This window comes from Pseudomonas sp. O230 (assembly GCF_045447035.1).
Taxonomy (GTDB): domain Bacteria; phylum Pseudomonadota; class Gammaproteobacteria; order Pseudomonadales; family Pseudomonadaceae; genus Aquipseudomonas.
This window is the reverse complement of sequence record NZ_JBJGXN010000001.1, coordinates 527,922-547,256: the sequence shown is the minus strand read 5'-3', so window position 1 is coordinate 547,256 and position 19,335 is coordinate 527,922. Positions and strand designations below refer to the sequence as shown.

At 60.5% G+C, this 19,335-nt stretch carries 19 protein-coding genes; 6 read left to right on the top strand and 13 right to left on the bottom strand.

Translation table 11 applies throughout. The annotated features are described in order from the left end of the window. The first annotated feature begins 1 nt into the window (after position 1). Both ACI77H_RS02625 and ACI77H_RS02620 read left to right on the top strand, forming a co-directional pair. A complete protein-coding gene (locus ACI77H_RS02625; RefSeq protein WP_407010201.1) occupies positions 2 to 817 on the top strand; it encodes a substrate-binding periplasmic protein in 816 nt (271 codons plus the stop codon). Between the two features lie 223 nt (positions 818 to 1,040). Beyond that, the gene (locus ACI77H_RS02620; RefSeq protein WP_407010200.1) at positions 1,041 to 2,930 is read left to right on the top strand and encodes a DEAD/DEAH box helicase; all 1,890 of its coding nucleotides are present in this window, start codon (positions 1,041 to 1,043) and stop codon (positions 2,928 to 2,930) included. A 349-nt stretch (positions 2,931 to 3,279) separates the two neighbouring features. Here the strand turns inward: ACI77H_RS02620 and ACI77H_RS02615 are convergent, their stop codons facing one another. Both ACI77H_RS02615 and ACI77H_RS02610 read right to left on the bottom strand, forming a co-directional pair. After that, the gene (locus ACI77H_RS02615; protein WP_407010199.1) at positions 3,280 to 3,873 is read right to left on the bottom strand and encodes a YceI family protein; all 594 of its coding nucleotides are present in this window, start codon (positions 3,871 to 3,873) and stop codon (positions 3,280 to 3,282) included. Between the two features lie 32 nt (positions 3,874 to 3,905). Next, on the bottom strand, positions 3,906 to 4,457 hold the full coding sequence (locus ACI77H_RS02610) for a cytochrome b (RefSeq protein WP_407010198.1): 552 nt from the start codon (positions 4,455 to 4,457) through the stop codon (positions 3,906 to 3,908). Positions 4,458 to 4,900: 443 nt separating this feature from the next. Between ACI77H_RS02610 and ACI77H_RS02605 the strand changes: the two genes are divergently transcribed. Next, positions 4,901 to 5,224, top strand: coding sequence for a hypothetical protein (locus ACI77H_RS02605; protein WP_407010197.1), 324 nt, complete (start codon positions 4,901 to 4,903; stop codon positions 5,222 to 5,224). Between the two features lie 600 nt (positions 5,225 to 5,824). Here ACI77H_RS02605 and ACI77H_RS02600 read toward each other — a convergent pair. Next, positions 5,825 to 7,588 (bottom strand): flavin monoamine oxidase family protein, encoded by a 1,764-nt coding sequence (locus tag ACI77H_RS02600; protein ID WP_407010196.1) that lies wholly within the window; start codon positions 7,586 to 7,588, stop codon positions 5,825 to 5,827. A 222-nt stretch (positions 7,589 to 7,810) separates the two neighbouring features. Here ACI77H_RS02600 and ACI77H_RS02595 point away from each other — a divergent pair, with 222 nt between their 5' ends. Both ACI77H_RS02595 and ACI77H_RS02590 read left to right on the top strand, forming a co-directional pair. Further along, the gene (locus ACI77H_RS02595; RefSeq protein ID WP_407010195.1) at positions 7,811 to 9,217 is read left to right on the top strand and encodes an adenosylmethionine--8-amino-7-oxononanoate transaminase; all 1,407 of its coding nucleotides are present in this window, start codon (positions 7,811 to 7,813) and stop codon (positions 9,215 to 9,217) included. Positions 9,218 to 9,362: 145 nt separating this feature from the next. Continuing rightward, positions 9,363 to 10,082 carry a 16S rRNA (uracil(1498)-N(3))-methyltransferase gene (locus tag ACI77H_RS02590; RefSeq protein ID WP_407010194.1) on the top strand — a complete coding sequence of 240 codons (720 nt, stop codon included), beginning with the start codon at positions 9,363 to 9,365 and terminating at the stop codon, positions 10,080 to 10,082. Positions 10,083 to 10,192: 110 nt separating this feature from the next. Here ACI77H_RS02590 and ACI77H_RS02585 read toward each other — a convergent pair whose 3' ends face one another. Continuing rightward, a complete protein-coding gene (locus tag ACI77H_RS02585) occupies positions 10,193 to 10,810 on the bottom strand; it encodes a hemolysin III family protein (protein WP_407010193.1) in 618 nt (205 codons plus the stop codon). 131 nt (positions 10,811 to 10,941) lie between these two features. Between ACI77H_RS02585 and ACI77H_RS02580 the strand changes: the two genes are divergently transcribed. Further along, complete coding sequence (locus ACI77H_RS02580; RefSeq protein ID WP_407010192.1) at positions 10,942 to 11,856, top strand: LysR substrate-binding domain-containing protein; 915 nt, start codon at positions 10,942 to 10,944, stop codon at positions 11,854 to 11,856. Positions 11,857 to 11,967: 111 nt separating this feature from the next. On the opposite strand, the gene madM is transcribed toward ACI77H_RS02580, so the two are convergent. From madM to mdcA, 9 genes are all read right to left on the bottom strand, one after another. Continuing rightward, positions 11,968 to 12,732, bottom strand: a complete 765-nt coding sequence (gene madM / locus ACI77H_RS02575; RefSeq protein ID WP_407010191.1) for a malonate transporter subunit MadM — start codon at positions 12,730 to 12,732, stop codon at positions 11,968 to 11,970. 1 nt (position 12,733) lies between these two features. After that, the gene (gene madL / locus ACI77H_RS02570) at positions 12,734 to 13,150 is read right to left on the bottom strand and encodes a malonate transporter subunit MadL (protein WP_407010190.1); all 417 of its coding nucleotides are present in this window, start codon (positions 13,148 to 13,150) and stop codon (positions 12,734 to 12,736) included. Positions 13,151 to 13,215: 65 nt separating this feature from the next. Beyond that, entirely contained in the window at positions 13,216 to 14,127 is a 912-nt protein-coding gene (gene mdcH, locus ACI77H_RS02565) for a malonate decarboxylase subunit epsilon (protein ID WP_407010189.1), read from the bottom strand. After that, on the bottom strand, positions 14,124 to 14,744 hold the full coding sequence (locus ACI77H_RS02560; RefSeq protein WP_407010188.1) for a malonate decarboxylase holo-ACP synthase: 621 nt from the start codon (positions 14,742 to 14,744) through the stop codon (positions 14,124 to 14,126). The genes mdcH and ACI77H_RS02560 overlap by 4 nt, the downstream gene beginning before the upstream one ends. Further along, entirely contained in the window at positions 14,738 to 15,541 is an 804-nt protein-coding gene (gene mdcE, locus ACI77H_RS02555) for a biotin-independent malonate decarboxylase subunit gamma (RefSeq protein ID WP_407010187.1), read from the bottom strand. Before mdcE ends, ACI77H_RS02560 begins: the two co-directional genes overlap by 7 nt. After that, positions 15,538 to 16,389 (bottom strand): biotin-independent malonate decarboxylase subunit beta, encoded by an 852-nt coding sequence (locus tag ACI77H_RS02550; protein ID WP_407010186.1) that lies wholly within the window; start codon positions 16,387 to 16,389, stop codon positions 15,538 to 15,540. Before ACI77H_RS02550 ends, mdcE begins: the two co-directional genes overlap by 4 nt. Continuing rightward, entirely contained in the window at positions 16,382 to 16,681 is a 300-nt protein-coding gene (locus ACI77H_RS02545) for a malonate decarboxylase subunit delta (RefSeq protein ID WP_407010185.1), read from the bottom strand. Before ACI77H_RS02545 ends, ACI77H_RS02550 begins: the two co-directional genes overlap by 8 nt. Continuing rightward, complete coding sequence (locus ACI77H_RS02540; RefSeq protein ID WP_407010184.1) at positions 16,681 to 17,556, bottom strand: triphosphoribosyl-dephospho-CoA synthase; 876 nt, start codon at positions 17,554 to 17,556, stop codon at positions 16,681 to 16,683. Before ACI77H_RS02540 ends, ACI77H_RS02545 begins: the two co-directional genes overlap by 1 nt. Then, on the bottom strand, positions 17,556 to 19,226 hold the full coding sequence (gene mdcA, locus ACI77H_RS02535) for a malonate decarboxylase subunit alpha (protein ID WP_407010183.1): 1,671 nt from the start codon (positions 19,224 to 19,226) through the stop codon (positions 17,556 to 17,558). The genes ACI77H_RS02540 and mdcA overlap by 1 nt, the downstream gene beginning before the upstream one ends. Between the last annotated feature and the right edge of the window lie 109 nt (positions 19,227 to 19,335).

The window sequence follows — 19,335 nt, the reverse complement described above, 5'->3', positions numbered from 1 at the left end:
CATGCCTTTGATCGCCCAGTTACTGACCGTGTTTCTTTTCACTTGCCTGAGCTTCGCCGCCCGGGGCGAGAAACTGCGCGTTGTTACTGAACCGTGGGCGCCTTATGTCTACGAGGAAAACGGCAAATCACTGGGCCTGGACTACGAAACCACGGCCATCGTCTTCAAGCGCCTGGGGATCGAAGTCGAGTGGCAGTTCCTGCCGTGGAAACGCTGCCTGTCGATGCTTGAAACCGGCCTGGCCGATGGTGCGCTGGACATTTTCCATAGCGATGAGCGCGATGCGACCCTGCTCTACCCCAGCGAACCGCTGTCGGAAGTCCAGTTCGTGATGTTCTATGCCAACGAACGCCCGCATCCGTTTAGCACCCTCGACGACCTGAAAGGCCTGACAATCGGCACATCGCCGGGCTATCTGTACAGCCCGGACTTTAGCGAATCGACCATGTTCACACGCGAACCGGCGCCGACCCATGAAGCCAACTTCGGCAAACTGGTGCGCGGCAGGATCGACCTGCTGATCACCGATCGCCGGGTGGGCCAGCATTTGCTCGACGAGTTGGACATCCGCGACAAGATCAGCGAAAACCCGACCATCATCAGCCAGCAGAGCCAGTTCCTCGCGGTGCGCCGCAACGCGGGCATGGACTTGCTGGTGCAGCGCTTCGGCGCCGAGCTCAAACGCTTCAAGCGCGAACCCGCGTACGCCGAACTGAGCGCCCGTTATGGCGCCGATCCGGCTGCCAGCACGAAAACGGCCGGGGCCACCGCCGCCGGCGAAAAAGCCGTTGAGCAGCAGGAAAGCGGCGCGCAGTGATTGCTCTGTTATACTCCGGCCTTCCCGCCAGGCTCACGCCCGGACGCTCGGACTTGTTCAAGGCATCTCGACCCCGTTACAGCGCAGCTTTTCAGCCCGCGCGAGCGCTCCAGACGAGCTTTCAAGGCCCAGCAGGACCGGACGGGATTGCGTTCTTCTTAAACGCCATTCGCGCCAGGCAAGACTCCCATTGGGCCAAGCCCTAACTAAAACAGGATTACTCATGTCCTTTGCTTCCCTCGGTCTCTCCGAGGCTTTAGTCCGCGCCATCGAGGCAGCGGGCTATACCGAGCCTACTCCGGTGCAACAGCGGGCCATTCCCGCCGTGTTGCAAGGTCGCGACCTCATGGTTGCGGCTCAGACAGGTACTGGTAAAACCGGCGGCTTTGCCCTTCCGATCCTGGAGCGGTTGTTCCCCAACGGTCACCCGGACAAATCCCAGCGTCACGGCCCGCGCCAACCGCGCGTATTGGTCCTGACCCCTACTCGCGAACTCGCGGCCCAGGTTCACGAGAGCTTCAAGGTTTATGCCCGTGACCTGAAGTTCGTCAGCGCCTGCATCTTCGGCGGCGTCGGCATGAACCCGCAGGTTCAGGCCATGTCCCGTGGCGTTGACGTGCTGGTAGCTTGCCCCGGTCGTTTGCTTGACCTGTGCGGTCAAGGCAGCGTCGATTTGTCCCACGTGGAAATCCTCGTGCTGGACGAAGCCGACCGCATGCTCGACATGGGCTTCGTCCATGACGTGAAAAAGGTCCTGGCCCGTCTGCCAAGCAAACGTCAAAACCTGCTGTTTTCGGCGACGTTCTCCAAGGACATCACCGACCTCGCCGGCAAGCTGCTGCACAACCCGGAACGCATCGAAGTCACGCCGCCGAACACCACGGTCGAGCGCATCGAGCAACGCGTGTTCCGTCTGCCGGCCAACCACAAGCGTTCGTTGCTGGCGCACCTGATCACCGCGGGCGCCTGGGAACAGGTGCTGGTGTTCACCCGCACCAAGCACGGCGCCAACCGCCTGGCCGAGTACCTGGACAAACACGGCCTCAGCGCCGTCGCCATCCACGGCAACAAGAGCCAGAACGCGCGCACCAAAGCCCTGGCCGACTTCAAGGCCGGCGAAGTGCGCATCCTGGTCGCCACAGACATCGCCGCGCGCGGCCTCGACATCGATCAGTTGCCACACGTGGTCAACTTCGAACTGCCGAACGTCGACGAAGATTACGTGCACCGTATCGGCCGTACTGGCCGTGCCGGTCGTTCGGGCGAGGCGATTTCGCTGGTCGCTCCGGACGAAGAAAAACTGCTGAAAAGCATCGAACGCATGACCAAGCAGAAAATCGCCGACGGCGACCTGATGGGCTTCGATTCCAGCGCCGTAGAAGCCGAGAAGCCAGAAGTCCGCGAGCGTCCGGATGTGCGTAACCCGCGCAACCCACGTGGCCCGCGCGGCGACGGTCCGAACGGCACTGGCGGCGGCGGCGGTCGTAAAGACAAAGGCAAGGACAAGGGCGGCAAGGAAAAACCTGCGGCCACCGGCCGTGGCGATCGCCCTGCCCGTGAGCACAAACCACGCGAAGGCACCCCGGCTCGCGAGCAACAGCGTCCGGCGCCACGTGCTGCCGCTGATCGCGCTCCAGACGAGTTCCTCGACGACGACGTGGATAACTTCGGTAACCGCGTTGACTACGTGCCTCAAGCCAAACCGGCCCAGGGCCGTGGCCGTCGTCCGGGTGCTCCGGCACAAGGCGCGGCAGCAGGCGCAGGTGCGGGTGCGGGTGCTCCGCGCACCGGCGGCAAGCCTCAAGGTCGCCAGAGCGGTCCACGCAGCAGCGACGGCGCAACCACCGGCACCCCGCCGGCCAAGCGCAGCGGCCCGCGCAATGGCGCGCCACGTGACGGTCAGGCCCGTCGCGAAGAGTCCCGCAACCGCCGCCCGGCCCGTACCGACGAGCAGCCTCGTTCGGAACCAGCCGTGCAGAACCCGCGTGGCCCGGCACCGAAGATCATCCATAAAGAGTCGAAAACCGATCGGTTCCCGACACCTGAGCAACTGGATCAACTGCCAGGTCGTCCGCGCGGCGAAAAACCAGCGTTGCTGACCCGCAATCGCTAATTTAACGCCGCAATAAAAAATGCCCCTGATCGCGAGATCCGGGGCATTTTTGTTTTCCGCGGCAGACACAAATCCTCACCCCACCAACAATCCGCTGTGGGAGCGGACTCGCTCGCGAAGCGGCCGTGTCAGTCCACATCAATATTGAATGTGCAACCGCATTCGCGAGCAAGCCCGCTCCCACCGGGGGGCTGCGTGATGCCTGGTATTTGTGTTCATTGAAGATCAAATGTGGGAGTGAGCCTGCTCGCTCCCACCGGGGATCTGCGTTTCCCATATAACTTTTTTCAGGCAATAAAAAACGCCCCCGACCGTAAGACCGGGGGCGTTTTTGTGTCGGGCGCGAAAGTTACTTCGCTTTGACACCTTCAAACGTGATGTACAGATCAACCGCGTCGGACTGTGGACCCAGGTCCATCATCTTGCCGAAATCAGAGCGCTTGATGCTGGTGGTGCCTTCGAAGCCTGCACGGTAGCCGCCCCATGGATCCTTGCCTTCACCCAGGAACGTGGCCTTGACCACGATTGGCTTGGTCACGCCGTGAATAGTCAGGTCACCGGCTACATCAGCAGTGACTTTGCCATCGGCGTTTTTGCCAGTGGTTTTAACGCTGGTGGAGACGAAGGTCGCCTTGGCGAATTTATCCACTTCCAAGAAGTCTTTGCTGGAGATGTGCTTGTCGCGTTCAGCGTTGTTGGTGAAAACGCTGGCGGTGTTCACGTTGAACTCGATCTTGCTGTCTTCTGGCTTGGCAGCGTCGAAGCTGAACTTGCCGTCGATATCCTTGAAGGTACCGGTGATGTAGCTGTAGCCCAAGTGGCTGATCTTGAAGTCAACGAACGCGTGCTGGCCAGTCTTGTCGACGGTGTAGTCAGCAGCCATTACGTTAGCGGACAGCAGGGCCGAACCGATTGCCAGAGCGGCCAGAGTCTTTTTCAACATGCTTTATTTCCTTTTGGAGTCGAGGTTGAATTTCAGGCTTTGCGACCGAGCATTCGCTTGAGGGTCACATCACGGTCAATAAAGTGGTGCTTCAATGCTGCCAACGCATGAAGGCCGGAAAAAATTACCAGCGCCCACGCCAGGTACAGATGAATCGCACCCGCGGTATCTGCCTGGTCCGGTAGGCCGGAAACCAGTGCAGGCACTTCAAACCAGTCAAACACCGGAATCCCGACACCTTCTGCGGTGGAAATCAGGTAGCCGGCAATCATTACAGCGAACAGACAGAGATACAGAAAAGCATGCCCGAACTTCGCGCCCAGGCGCGTCATGCGGCTGTAGCTGGCGAGGGTCGGAGGCGGTGGACTTATCAAGCGCCAGACCACACGAAACAGCATCAACCCCAGCAGTATCAGGCCAATACTCTTGTGGATATCCGGCCCTGCCTTGCGCCAAGGGTCGTAATAACCGAGATCGACCATCCACAGGCCCAGAGCGAACATCCCGAACACCGCCAGCGCTACGCCCCAGTGCATGAAGATGCTGACCCAGCCGTAGCGAGAAGAAGAGTTTCGTAGTTGCATTGCCGAGTCCCTGTAAGTGCTGGCCCAAGACTATCGAGTTATCTATCGATTTAAAGCGGAAAATTTCGCTTTGAAATATCGAGAAATACGATCAACAGTCTCCAAGGGATGAGTTAAGGAAAGATTAAAGGCCAATTTACCGAAAAATGTGGCTCACCTGAAGAACACCCCGGCCAAAGCGTTTATTCGCGGCGGACTGCGATTTTTTCGCTGGGGGTCTTTTTTGGCATCGGCCTTACGGGCTGTTTTTGACGGGGCTTTGGCGGGTGCCTTCTTGCCCGGGTCGGCTTCACCGATCCAGCGCACCCGATGGCTGCCGCTCCCTTTTCTGTTTTACGCCAGTTCGCGATGAGCTTTTTGACAAGCGATAAATATGTATAACCGTTTGCGCATTTGAACTTGATCAAATGAGACCTCAACAGTTCATTACCAAGGTGAAATACATGGCTATTCGTTATACACCCTTTCAAGCAAGTGACTCGCCGGTACTGCCGCCCAATCAAACGATGTCAGCGGGGCAGTACCTTATGCCCGTGAACGGACGATTTCGATTGGTATTGCAAGTTGATGGAAATCTGCTCATTAAGGAGGGTGAAGCTGTAGTCTGGATTGCAGATGGCAATCAGATTTACAGCAGAACCTTGCATCAGAAAAGAATGCGTGAACCTCTACAGTTTGCGATCAGCAACAATGGTTTTCTTTATGACCCGTCCAGAAAGCGTTTATGGATTGCTGAAAGCACCCATAGCATTGATAAATCACTTTAGTAGAACACTCGTATGGTTATCCAAAATGATGGAAATTTGGTCATTTATGATCAGCGCACGGGAAACCCGTGCTGCGCTAGCCTTGGGTTCGTCCCCGGCCGCATTCCGAAGCCGAAGGAAAGGCTGATCAGAGCACTACCGGACGGTAAACAGATTTATGAATGGAAGTTTTCAGCAGGCCCTCTTTAACCCTGGTTAATTACTTATATATTTAAGAGCTTTTGAAGACCGGAGGCGGCTGTAAGCAATCGGGACTGTACGGATCCATATCGCATTTATAGGCCTGCTCCTGGTTATATTCTTTAGGAAAAAAGTGGCCATTTTCACAACCAGAAAGTGCTATCAACACAATTATTACTGTAAGTGCTTTCATATGACCTCCAGTTTTTGAAGATCATAGATGTCAATATCAGGCGACATCTATCATTTCGCTCTGATTCGTTTGTGGGAAGTATCTGATATATCGCTGAGGCGTGTAGGACCGGGGTCATGATTGTGCGACTCTTGGGTACCGCACAGGCAAAGCCGGGATGTCTCATGTTTGATAAATAAGCAAAAAAAAACGCGGCCCTTGAGCCGCGCTTTTTTTACACCTGAACGTTACTGAGCACTGGTCTCAGTAGTCGCCGCCGGTTTGGCTGCTGGTTTCTTCGCTGGCTCGGCTTTTTTCGCCGGAGCCTTTGCCGGGGCTTTTTTCGCCTCGGTCTTGGCCGCAGGTTTCTTCACCGCAGCTTTGGATGTTGCCTTTTTGGCTGGCTCAGCTTTCACCGGTGCTGCTGGCTTCGGTGCTTCCACTGGCGCAGGGGCCGGGGTTGGCACTGGAGCAGGTGCCGGTGCTGGCGGAGCTACAGGCTCTGGCGCCTTGACCGGTTCCGGTTTCTTATCGTCATCCGAGCCACCGAACAGATTGGTGAAGAAGTTTCCTTTCTTCGCCGCCACCGCGCCGGCCGCTGCTGCGGTCGCAGCCGGAACAACCTTCGCCGGTTCAAACGACTTGCCCGCCGCCAGGTCTTCAACCTGAATGGCCGCACGCTGACCGGTGCGCAACGCGCCTTCCAGAGTGCCCGGGTACAAGGTGTCGGTGTGTTCGCCAGCGAACGCTACGCGTTGCAGCGGACGTTCCCACAAGCGCCAGTACTTGCTGATCTGGCCCGGACCGAAGGCCAGGTACGCGCCACCCATCGATGGGTCGGTGCTGTAGCGACGGATTTCATAACCGGTGAACGCACCGCGCGCCTGTGGATAAAACGCGTGCAGACGAATCAGCACCTGATCGACCATCTGCTTGTCGCCGAAGGCCTGCATCACCCGCGCGTTGTCGCCGGACAGGTTGATCACCACGTTGGCACCACCCTTCAGCGCCGGCTCGACCCACAACATGCCCAGGCCGGTGTTGCTGTAGATCTCGCCGGACATGCGCGCCTTGCTTTCCCACACTGGCGTCTTGAACTTCAGCATGATCTGGTCGCGCCAACCGTAGTTGGTGCCTTTGATCGCGCCCAAGTGCTGGGCATCCAGCGCCGGGGTCATCGCGATTTTGTTCAGTGCGCGCAACGGCACCGCTACCACGACGTAGTCCGCCTGATAGCCGACGCTGCCGACTTTGACGGTCACGCCGTCCTTGTCCTGGGAAATGGACGAGACCGGGGAGCTGGTCTTGATGGTTTTCAGCTGTTTGACGAACGCCTGGGCCAGCACCGGGCTGCCGCCGAGCAGGCGCGAAGCGCGCAGGTCGCGGTCGGACACGCCACGGTAAACCCGGCTCTGTTGCGCGTAGTACAGCAGCGACAGGCGCGAAGGTTCGTCATAACGGGTACGAATTTGCTGGTTGATCAATTTGCGGGCCGTGGCGGGCAACGTCAAACGGTCGAGCCAGTTGGAGACGTTGATCTGATCCAGGGCATGCAGCGTGCTGTTCGCCGCCGGATTCTGCGGGTCTTCGATCGAGCGCGCCAGATCGTCCAGGGTCTTTTCGTAGCGCTTGAGCGCGTCAGCGGTAGCCGGTTCTTTGGTGGCCAGGTCAGCGGCGGTGTAATACACGCCGTCGATCAGGTAGCTCGGCGTGCGCACGAACTCAGGGGCCGGCGTGGTGCTCAGCTTGAACGTCGAGACGTACTTGTTCAGCACCGGTTGAGTCTTGTCGTTGCCGATCCACTCGCTGGTGGCCATACCGGAACGACCGCCCAGGCTCGGCTTGGCTTCCAGCAGGGTCACCTGCCAGCCTTTGTTCTGCAGTTCGTAAGCCGCCGTCAGGCCCGAGAGCCCGCCGCCGATCACGATCGCCGTTTTATCCTTGGCCAGCGCAGACACGCTGAACAGCCCCAACATCACCAGCGCACAGGCGCGCAGCCAACCAGCAGACATTCAGCGAACTCCGGAAATACACGAGAAAAAAGCAGTTTTACGAGTCAGGCGACTCAAAGAACCGCGAAGAATACGTCAGCCATCAAGGGCCCGCCAGCAACGTCTGTCGCCCTAAACAAAGTAGCTCATTCGACACAATGGGTTGTCCCGATGCCACGCATTGCATAGGCTTGCGCGATTGTATGTCCGCGCCTGTCGCGGACCGCCTCGAGGAGACTGGATATGGGCCTGAATAATCAGTGGATGCAACGCGATCTCGCGGTGTTGTGGCATCCCTGCACCCAGATGAAAGACCACGAACAGTTGCCGCTGATCCCGATCAAGCGCGGTGAAGGCGTGTGGCTGGAAGACTTCGAAGGCAAACGCTACCTCGACGCGGTCAGCTCCTGGTGGGTCAACGTGTTTGGCCACGCCAACCCGCGCATCAATCAGCGCATCAAGGATCAGGTTGATCAACTGGAGCACGTGATCCTCGCCGGGTTCAGCCATCAACCGGTGATCGAGTTGTCAGAGCGCCTGGTGAAGATGACACCGGAAGGCCTGACGCGGTGTTTCTACGCCGATAACGGTTCGTCCTGCATCGAAGTCGCGCTGAAAATGAGTTTTCACTACTGGCTCAACCGCGGCCAGCCGAACAAGAAGCGCTTCGTCACCCTGACCAACAGCTACCACGGCGAAACCATGGCGGCGATGTCGGTGGGCGACGTACCGCTCTTCACCGAAACCTACAAAGCGTTGCTGCTGGACACCATCAAGGTACCGAGCCCCGATTGTTACCTGCGCCCGGACGGCATGAGCTGGGAAGAACACTCGCGCAACATGTTCGCCGCGATGGAACAGACCCTGGCCGAACATCACGACAGCGTTGCGGCGGTGATCGTCGAGCCGCTGATCCAGGGCGCCGGCGGCATGCGCATGTATCACCCGGTGTACCTGAAACTGCTGCGCGAAGCTTGCGACCGATATGGCGTGCACCTGATCCACGACGAAATCGCCGTCGGCTTCGGCCGCACCGGAACCATGTTCGCCTGCGAACAGGCCGGCATCCGCCCGGACTTCCTCTGCCTGTCCAAGGCCCTGACTGGCGGTTACCTGCCGCTGGCGGCCTGCGTGACGACCGAAGACGTCTACAGCGCGTTCTACGACGACTACCCGACCCTGCGCGCCTTCCTGCATTCCCACAGCTACACCGGCAACCCGCTGGCGTGCGCGGCAGCCTTGGCGACGCTGGATATCTTCGAAGAAGACAACGTCATCGAGAACAACAAGGCGTTGGCCGAGCGCATGGCCTCGTCTACTGCACATTTGGCCGATCACCCGAACGTCTCGGAAGTGCGGCAGACCGGCATGGTATTGGCCATCGAGATGGTCAAGGACAAGGCCACCAAGGAAGCTTACCCGTGGCAGGAACGTCGCGGCTTGAAGGTGTTCCAGCATGCGCTGGAGCGCGGTGCGCTACTTCGTCCATTGGGCAGCGTGGTGTATTTCCTGCCGCCCTACGTGATCACCCCGGAGCAGATCGACTTTCTGGCGGAAGTCGCCACTGAAGGAATCGACATTGCGACCCGCAATAGCGTGAGCGTCTCGGTGCCGAAAGACTTCCATCCCGGGTTCCGCGATCCGGGCTGATTGATTTCACTCAAGCGTCTGTGGTTCCTGCGCTGCCGCCATCGCGGGCAAGCCCGGCTCCCACAGTGACGGCGTACACCCTGTGGGAGCGGGCTTGCCCGCGATAGGGGCGCCAAGACCTACACATGAATTACAGAGACCCAGCATGAGACTGTCCCGCTTCTTTATCGACGCCCCCCTGAGCACCGGCGAGCACGAGTTGCCCGAGGCCCAGGCCCACTACATCAGCCGCGTGCTGCGCATGGCCGAGGGTGATGCGCTGCAACTGTTCGACGGCTCGGGCGATGAGTTTCGCGCGACGCTGGCCGAGGTCGGCAAGAAGCGCGTCGTGGTGCAGATCGACGAAAGCTTCGCCGGGCAAATCGAATCGCCGCTGCAGATCCATCTCGGCCAGGGTTTGTCCCGTGGCGAGCGGATGGATTGGGCGATTCAGAAAGCCACGGAACTGGGCGTGACTGAAATCACCCCGATCTTCAGCGACCGCTGTGAAGTCCGACTGAAAGACGAGCGTGCCGACAAACGCTTGATGCATTGGCGTCAGGTGGCGATCAGCGCATGCGAGCAATGCGGGCGTTCACGGGTACCGGTGATTCATCCGCCGGTGCTGCTGGCGGATTGGTTGAAGCAGATTGAGGCGGATTTGAAGTTGGTGTTGCATCCGGTGGCGGAGCCGTTGGTGAGTCACGCGAAGCCGGGGACGCTGGCGTTCTTGATTGGGCCTGAGGGTGGGTTGTCGGAGGCTGAGGTGGATCAGGCCAAGGGCGCTGGTTTTCATGCTGCTCGCCTCGGCCCGCGGGTGTTGCGCACGGAGACCGCGCCGGTTGTGGCGTTGGCGGTGGCCCAGCAGTTGTGGGGTGACTTCTAGGGCCCCATCGCTGGCAAGCCAGCTCCTACAAGGGTTCGTGGTGGCCGCAGATTTTGTGTGCGACACAAAACCTGTAGGAGCCGGCTTGCCGGCGATGGCCGTGACACGATTTAAAGGACGTAAAAGAAAATCGCCACAAAGTGCAGCAAACTCCCCGCAATCACGAACAAATGCCAGATCCCGTGCGCATGCCGCAACCGATGATCCAGGGCGAAGAAAACAATCCCCACGGTGTACAAAATCCCCCCCGACGCCAGCCACGCGAACCCGGTCGTGCCCAGCGCCGCCAGCAGCGGCTTGACCGCCACCAGCACGATCCAGCCCATCACCGCATAAATCACAATCGACAAAATCCGCGCTTCCGAACGCGGCTTGATCTCTTGCAGGATGCCGATCAGCGCCAGCCCCCAGACAATCCCGAACAACGTCCAGCCCCACGGCCCGCGCAAGGTCACCAGGCAAAATGGCGTGTAGCTGCCGGCGATCAACAGGTAGATCGAAAAGTGATCGACCTTCTGCATGATCGCTTTCTTGCGCCCGCGCACGCTGTGGTAAACGGTCGAGGCGCTGTAGAGCACCATCAAGGTGAAACCGTAAATCGCCACGCTGACAATCTTCCACGGGCTGCCGTCCATGCCGGCGATCACCAGCATCCACACCACCCCGACCGCCGCCGCCACCGCCCCGACCAAGTGCGTCCAGGCGTTCAATCTTTCCCCGTGATACATGTATTGCTCACCTCGAAATCCAATCCAACATCGCGCAAGGCTCAGGCCTCAAGCGTAAAAGCGCAATGTTTCAAACTACAAACACCCCAACATACGTGCACAATCGAGCCATTCGAACAAGAGTCACGCCCATGCTGATCGACGAAGAATTGACCCTGAAAAAGCTCGAGGTGTTCCTCGCCTTCATGCGCACCGGCAATCTGGCTCGCGCCGCTGCCGAATTGCAGACCAGCAACGTCAGCGTGCACCGGGCGATCCATTCCCTGGAAAACGCCCTGCGCTGCCCATTGTTCAAGCACGAAGGCCGAAACCTGACGCCGCTGGAAAGCGCTTATGTGCTGGAAGAACGAGCGCAGAAGCTGATTCAGGACGTGGTCGAAACCGTGCGCCTGACCCGCGAAGCCGCCGGGTTCTCGGCGGAGCGCTTCAAGTTGGGCTCATTGTATTCGCTGACGGTGAAGACCGTGCCGCAACTGATCATGGGCCTGAAGATCCGCCGCAGCGAACTCAACATCGACTTGATCCTCGGTTCGAATTTCGACCTGTTGTACAAGCTCAAGAACATGGAAGTCGACGCAATCCTGGTGTCTTTGGACGACAGCGTGAACGACCCGGACTGTGAGCAGATTCCGCTGTTTTCCGATGACATCTTCCTGGCGACCCCGGCGGACTCGAAGTTTGCCCAACGCATCGAAGTGGATCTGGCCGAAGTCCGCGACGAAACGTTCATCACCCTGACCCAAGGCTTCGCCACGCACCAGGATGGCAATCGGGTGTTCAAGCAGGCGGGGTTCGAACCGAAGGTGGCGATGCAGGTCAACGACATCTTCACCCTGCTGAGCATGGTCAGCTCGGGGGTGGGTTATGCGTTGCTGCCGGGGCGGATTGCGGCGGTGTATGAGAACCGGGTGAAGCTGATTCCGTTGCAGGAAAAGTATCGGTTGCAGCAGCACATCGGCGTGGTGTTCTTGAAGGCCAAGGAGCGCGATCCGAACTTGCTGGCGCTGCTGGCGGAGTGTCGGATGTATGCCAATCGCCACGCTTGAGACCGCGTCGCGGCCATCGCTGGCAAGCCAGCGCCTACAGGGTGTGCCGCATTCCTTGTAGGAGCCGGCTTGCCGGCGATGGCGTCAAAGCAGCCGATACAAATTCAGAACCTACCCAACAATCCCCCGAACAATGAAGTACAGCAACGAAGGCCCCAGCAAGCACCCTAGCCCGGTGTGGAACGTCGCGGTCAACGCGCCATAAGGCACCAACCGCCGATCCGTCGCCGCCAACCCGGCGGTCACACCGCTGACGGTGCCGGCCAACCCGCCAAACACCATGGCCGAGCGCGGGTTATCCAGCCCCATCCAGCGTGCGGCCATCGGCGTGCCGACCATCACCAGGATTGCCTTGATCAACCCGGTGGCAATCGACAGCGCCATCACATCGGAACTGGCGCCAATCGCCGCACCAGTCACCGGCCCGACGATGTAAGTCACCGCGCCCGCGCCGATGGTGGTCATGCTCACCGCATCGCGATAACCGAACGCCCAGGCAATGCTCGCCCCGACAATGAACGGCAGAATCGTGCCCAGCAGCAGCGCGATCACGCCGATCATCCCGGCCTTCTTCGCTTCGGTGGCCTGCACTTCGAAGGCCGTGGCAACGATGGCAAAGTCGCGCAACATCGCGCCGCCCATCAACCCGATACCCGAGAACAGCGTCAGGTCCGCCAGGCCTTTTTGCCCGCCGGTCATGGTGCCGCCGACCCAGGCCAACACCAGGCCGATGACGATGGCAATCGCCGAGCCATGAATTCGCCCGAACGTCAGGCGTTTGGACAAGACCACCGACACCCACATGATCACGCCGACAAACGCGAACGCCGTGACCAGACCGTTATGCTCCAGACCTTTCTCGATGAGATCCCACATATCAGCGACCTCCTACTGGCGTGCCAACCGGGGATACTTCCTCGGGTTCATCGGGCAACGGTTCGCCTTTGTGGGTCCGACTGATCAGGGCAATGGTGCAGCCGCAAAGCACCACTGAACCGATCGCGGCAAGCACCGCCACCGGGCCGCCGTGCAACGCAGTCACGACGTTCTGTTGCGCCGCCATCGCCACCACCACCGGAATGTACATCGCACCCCAGAAGCCGACGCCCATCTCGCAATCCTTGGTCATGCCGCCACGCTTTTGCATCCACAACCGTGCGCAGATCAGCAGGATCATTGCGATCCCGACCCCGCCCACATTGGATTTAACGCCGAGCAACACGCCAAGCGCGTCACCCATGATCACCCCCGCCAGCGTACAGATCGCCAACAGCGCCACACCGTAAATAATCATTGTTGTAGTCCTCAAAGTGCATCGTCGAATGTTGTTTTTGTTGTTCGAAGGCCTGAGTCGGTGGTCTAGGGTTGGCGGCTTCCCTCCTCACGCAACAGCGCCTGCAAGGTGTCGAGCCGCGCCCCGTCGAAGGCAATCACGGTGCCCTGCTCGAATACCCGGCGCGCCAGCCCGGTCAGCACCGCACCGGGCGGCATTTCGATCTGTAGCCGTACGCCGCGCTCGTAGGCGCTTTGTACCGTGCCGCGCCAATCGACGATGCGGCACATGTTGTAAGCCAGGTCATCGCGCAAGGCTTCGATGTTGATGATGGGCCGGGCGCGACTGCCGCTGAGATAGCCCAACGTCGGCGTTTTCAGCAGCACCTTGGCGAAGGCTTCGGCCAGGGTTTTCGCTGGTGCATCCAGCAGCGGACAGTGCGACGGCACACTGACGGCCAAGCGTTTTGCCAAACCGGCACCGCGACGCTTCGCCAACGCCGCCACGGCGTTCATTGCTTCATCGCTGCCGGCAATCACCACCTGGTTATCGGCATTGATGTTGGCCAGATAAACCGGCGTGTCGACGCTGTGAACCTGCGCCAGCAACGTTTCCACCGTCGCCAGATCGAGGCCGATGATCGCCGTCATGCCGTAACCGTGTGGGTAAGCCTGCTGCATCAATTCACCACGCAGGCTGACCAGATGCAGTGCATCACTGAAGCTCAAGGCCCCCGCTACCACTGCCGCCGGATAGGCGCCAATGGACAATCCCGCCACGTAATCCGGTGCCATGGACAACTGACGCGAAGCTGCGACACCGGCGATCAACAGGCAAAGCTGAACCGCCCGTGTCGACTTCAGCGCTTCGGCAGAATCGAGCAGCAACACCTCTTCACCGAGCACTTCACTGGCCTCGATCAGCGTCTCGCGCGGCAAACGATGGAGCATGCCCGGCTGCTGCGCGCCTTGCCCTGGGAACACCAGCAAACTGCTCACGCTGCTTGCTCCTGCGGGTTCCACGGATCAATCACCAGACAGGCTTCACGGGCATTTTTCAGCAGCACCCGGCGTGCGGAGCCGGCCCATTCGCGCAGGGCAACGGCACCGAAAGGCGTCTGCAATTGCATGTCCACCTGGCACACAGCCGTGTCCAGAATCTTCAGCAGTGCCTGCGCCTTCAAGCGATCCAACGGTTGCGGTGTGCGCAGGATCAAGTCGAGATCGCTGCCCTCGTGTAATGCCTGAAAACCGCCGGCCAACTCAAACCCGGCGCTACCGCTGACACCCCACACCCAACCGCAGCCATCGAGCAGCGGCCGCAGTTGGCGCAGGTCACGCACTGCCGGCAGATCCCGCTCAATCGAGACATGACGAAGCTCTTCCGGCCTGACGCAACGGGAAATCGCATCGACCGCCATCACCGTTGCAAAGCGCTGCTCGCGCAACCGTCCACGCACGCCGACCGCGATGAAGTCCGGCGTACTCAACGCACGCCGAACCACCACTGGCTGTCCCGCATGGAGCGACTCGACCACCCACGCGGGCGCATCTACGGGCAACTGCTCCGGGGTCATCCCCCACAGCAGGTCGTGAGCCAGAAACGTGTTCACCACTGTTCTCTCAGCAGTTGGCGAACCTTGCTCGAAGCGGCGCGGTTACTCGCGCCCAAGCGGCCGCTCAAATCGCGACCGCTTGCGGCAACATTGCCAATCGCCAGACTCAGGCACTCCGTCACCCGCGCCAGATCCGCTGATGTGGGCTGCTCAATCTGCTCCACCGACAGGGTTTCCCAAAGCAGACCGAGACTGGCGTAGCTGTCGATGTCATACGCCATCGGCGGCACACTGGCGGCCAGCGCCTCCAATTCTTCAACACTGCGCAAGGTCACCCGAGCTGCTGACGCCTTGCCCATCGCATGCACCATCACGCCCGGATCACGCAGCGCGATCAATCGATTGGCCTGATACCCATGGGCCAGAAACGCCCCGGACATCGCCTTGCCCACCAGCAAACCAATCACCGCATGGCCGGCCAACCGGGCACGGGCATAACTGTCTGCCGCAGCGGCAAGTGCCTGATGAATGCCGAGTGCTTCTTCGCGCCGACCGTAGGCCTGACTCGGCACATCGATGATCGCGATCACGGCGCGCTTGTGCGATTTGTCAGCGTCAGCCGCGATGATTTCATCCACAGCCTTGGCCAACCCCCAACCTTCCAGCAAACCCACTTCACCGTTGCGAGCGCGGACAAAACGGTTGTCGGGATCAGCCACCACCGCGATAAACCGCACGGGTTGTTCGCCCACCACACCATCAGCGACTTTCAACGAAGCCGGCAGGCCGTCCACCGGTTTCGCGCCCGCACTCAAGGCGTCGAACCAGTGCAAACCTCTCAACGAATACGAACTCATGAGCGCTCTCCTTGATACAGATCGCGAACCGTTGCCGCATCGATTTGCGGCTCGGCGTCCAGGCGGGCCAACCGTTGCAGGAACAGGTCGGCCTGACGGCTGCGTTGTTGTTCCGGCAAGCCTTGTTGCAGCAACTCACTGACCTGCTGCTGGATCTGCGCCACGTCATCGGCAACAAAGCGATCCGCCAACCCGCTGGCAAAACGTTGCTCGCCACCGGTCAGGCTCCAGATGAAAGGCCGGTCGCGGGAGTCGTATTCCTCAAGCCCGGCTTCCTGTTCGATCACCTGCGGACCGTTCAGACCAAGCCGTGCTTCCTGGGTGACCAATAAATAGCTGCACAACCCGGCGGCAATCGACATCCCGCCAAAGCAACCGACGCTGCCCGCCACCACGCCGATCACCGGCTGGTATTGGCGCAGATCGACAATCGCCGCATGGATGTCGGCAATCGCTGCCAGCCCGAGGTTGGCTTCCTGCAAGCGCACGCCGCCGGTTTCCAGCAGCAATACGGCGCGGGTGGGAATGCCGTTGCGGTTGTCTTCGGCGGCCAGCTCCAATGCACCGGCAATCTTCGCCCCGCCGACTTCACCGAGGCTGCCGCCCTGAAACGCGCCTTCGATGGCGGCGATCACCACTGGCAACCCACCGATGCTGCCCTTGGCGATCACTACGCCGTCGTCGGCTTGCGGCACCACGCCCTGGCGCGCCAGCCATGGCGACATGACGCGTTGAAACGGGTCGAGCAATTCGCGCAAGGTGCCGGTGTCGAGCAAGGCTTTCGCCCGTTGCCGCGCGCCCAGTTCGACGAAGCTGTGTTTGTGCAGGAGGTCTTTGCTGTCAGTCATGGCCGATCTCCTCAAAGCCTTGTTCCAGACGCAAGCGCACCACGCCGGGTGTTGCGCCGAAGTCGTGGATATCGATGGCCATCGCCGACGGTGTCTGGCCGTCGAACATCCGCGCAAACAGATGCTGCCAGCGTTGTTCGGCGCCATTGACCGAGGTCTGCACCTTGATGGTCAGCTTGCCGGCCTGACCCGGTTCGATCAGCACTTCCAGATCGCCCGAGCCGACACAACCCACCAGCGTGCGGCCGCGTGGCGGCTGCCCGGCGGGGAATTCAAAGGATAAGGTTTCCATCAAAACGCTCCCTGGTTGAGGCCGTCAGCCGACTCGATGCGGTCGATGAACAGGCAGGCGGCGAGCAGGTCCGCAGCACCGCCGGGCGAGGCATTCAACGCGATTAATTGTTCGTCCAGTTCATGCAAACGACGTCGGCCGGCGAGGCTGGCGCTGCCGCCCGCATCGAGCACCGCTTGCGCGCCGAACTGCATGGTTTGCAGGCCGTGTTCGCCGGCGCGGTAGAGCACGCAGGTGTCACTCAGTTGAGTCATGATCGCCAGCAAGGCATCGAGGCGGGCGTTCTGCTCGCCATGGCCGGCGGCGCGGCTGCGTTTGAGTTGCGGCAAGGCGCGTTGAATCACCGAAGGGAAACCGAGTTGGGCTTCTTCTCGGGCACCGCGAGCGCCGTAGCGTTGGGCGACTTGAGCGCCGTGGCTCAAAGGACGTGGCGCGTAGCGGTCATCGAGCAAGGCCAGGCGTGCAGCACGCAACGTGATTGAGCCGGCGGACGTGGATTGCGGCTCCAGCGCCATGGCAGCGACCAACAGGCCCAAGGCCCAAATCGCCCCGCGATGGGTATTCACACCCCCGGTGGTGGCGAGCATTGCCTGCTCCCCTTCCCGACCGATTCGTCCCACCGCTTCGCGCAGCGGCAAGCCAATTTCGCCAAACGCGCTGGCCGCTTCCGCCATTTCCTTGAACGCCGGCCACAGCGACAACGCCGACGCGTGCATCAGCCCGAGGTGCAAATCGGTATGCGCGCCATTGCCGCGACGATCGACCAGCGCCGGTTTCGGCGACAAGTCCGCTTCGTCGATCAGCGCGTCCACCGCCAGGTCCGCCAGCCGTTCGGCCAGGGTTAACGTTTTCGGTTGCAGGTTGAAGGCGTGCATTACCAGCTCCTGAATTTGGCGGGCGGGCTGTAGAGGCCACCGGACCACTCGACCAGATCGGCCACGCTTTTGGCGGCGAGCAATTCGCGGGTGGCGTCGGTGCGGCGGATGCCGAGATCTTCAGGCAAAGCGATCAAGCCTTCGCGGCGCATGCGGGCGGTGTCTTTCGGGTTGTGGCGCAGGCCGATGACGGTCACGCCGGCGACGGCGGCGATCATCGCCTGGCGTTCTTCCAGCGAACGCGCCTTGTACAGATAGGCGATGCCTTCCTCGGTCAGCAGGTGAGTAACGTCGTCGCCGTAGATCATGATCGGCGCCAGCGGCATGCCGCTTTTCTTCGCCACTTCAATCGCATCGAGGGTTTCGACAAAGGTCGGTTTGCCGCCCTCCTGGAAGGTCTCGACCATTTGCACCACGAGTTTTTTGCCGCGTTCGAGCAAGGGTTCCGGCGCATCGCCGTGGCGCATGTCGAGCCAGGCCGGCGTGCCGTGACGACGCCCACGCGGGTCGTGGCCCATGTTCGGCGCCCCGCCAAAACCGGCGAGGCGACCACGCGTCACTGTGGAAGAATGGCCGTCACCATCGACTTGCAGGGTCGCGCCGATGAACAGGTCCACCGCGTATTGCCCGGCCAGTTGGCTGAACATCCGGTTGGAGCGCAGAGAGCCGTCGCGCCCGGTGAAGAACACGTCGGGCCGCGCGGCAATGTAGTTTTCCATGCCCAGTTCAGTGCCGAAGCAATGCACGCTTTCGACCCAGCCGCTTTCGATGGCCGGGATCAGGGTCGGGTGTGGATTGAGCGTCCAGTTACGGCAGATCTTGCCTTTGAGGCCGAGGGATTCGCCGTAGGTCGGCAGGATCAATTCGATGGCGGCGGTGTTGAAACCGATGCCGTGGTTCAGCGACTGGACGTTGTGTTTTTCGTAGATTCCGCGGATCGCCATCATCGCCATCAACACGTGCACAGGCTTGATGTGCCGTGGGTCGCGGGTGAACAGCGGTTCGATGTAGAACGGCTTGTCGGCCACTACGACGAAATCGACCCACGAGGCGGGGATGTCGACGCGTGGCAGGTCAGTGACGTCGTCCACCAACTGATTGACCTGCACGATGACGATGCCGTCGCTGAAAGCCGCCGGCTCGATCAATGCCGGCGTGTCTTCGGTGCTGGGGCCGGTGTAGATATTGCCGGCGCGGTCGGCCATGAAACCGGCCGAGAGCACGACGTTGGGAATCAGGTCCACCACCAACCGCGCGTAGAGCTCGATGTAGGTGTGGATCGCGCCGATTTCCAGCAAGCCATCTTCAAGCAATTGGCTGATGCGCAGGCTTTGAGTGCCGGCAAACGAGAAATCGAGCTTGCGGGCAATGCCGCGTTCAAACAGGTCCAGATGCTCGGAACGGCCGACGCTGGGCATGATCATGTGCAGGTCGTGCAGTTTTGTCGGATCGGCTTTTGCCAGTGAGCGGGAGAGGAAATCCGCCTGCTTCTGGTTGTTGCCCTCCAGCACCACGCGGTCGCCGGGCAGGATCAAGGCTTCGAGCGCCGCCACGATATTGTCGGTGGGCAGGACCACACCGTCGGCCAAGCCTTTGACCAACGCCAGACGCCGCTGCTTTTCGCTGCGCCGCCGCGTCCATCGCGAGTCGGGGGATATTGTTGTTGTCATGACCACTCCACGGGTTCGCTGTCGTGGGGGTCACCTTAGGAGTGTTGGGGTGGGGGCATCAATCAAGCAGAGAGACGGATCGTTACGGTCAGGGTAATGATCGGCTGAA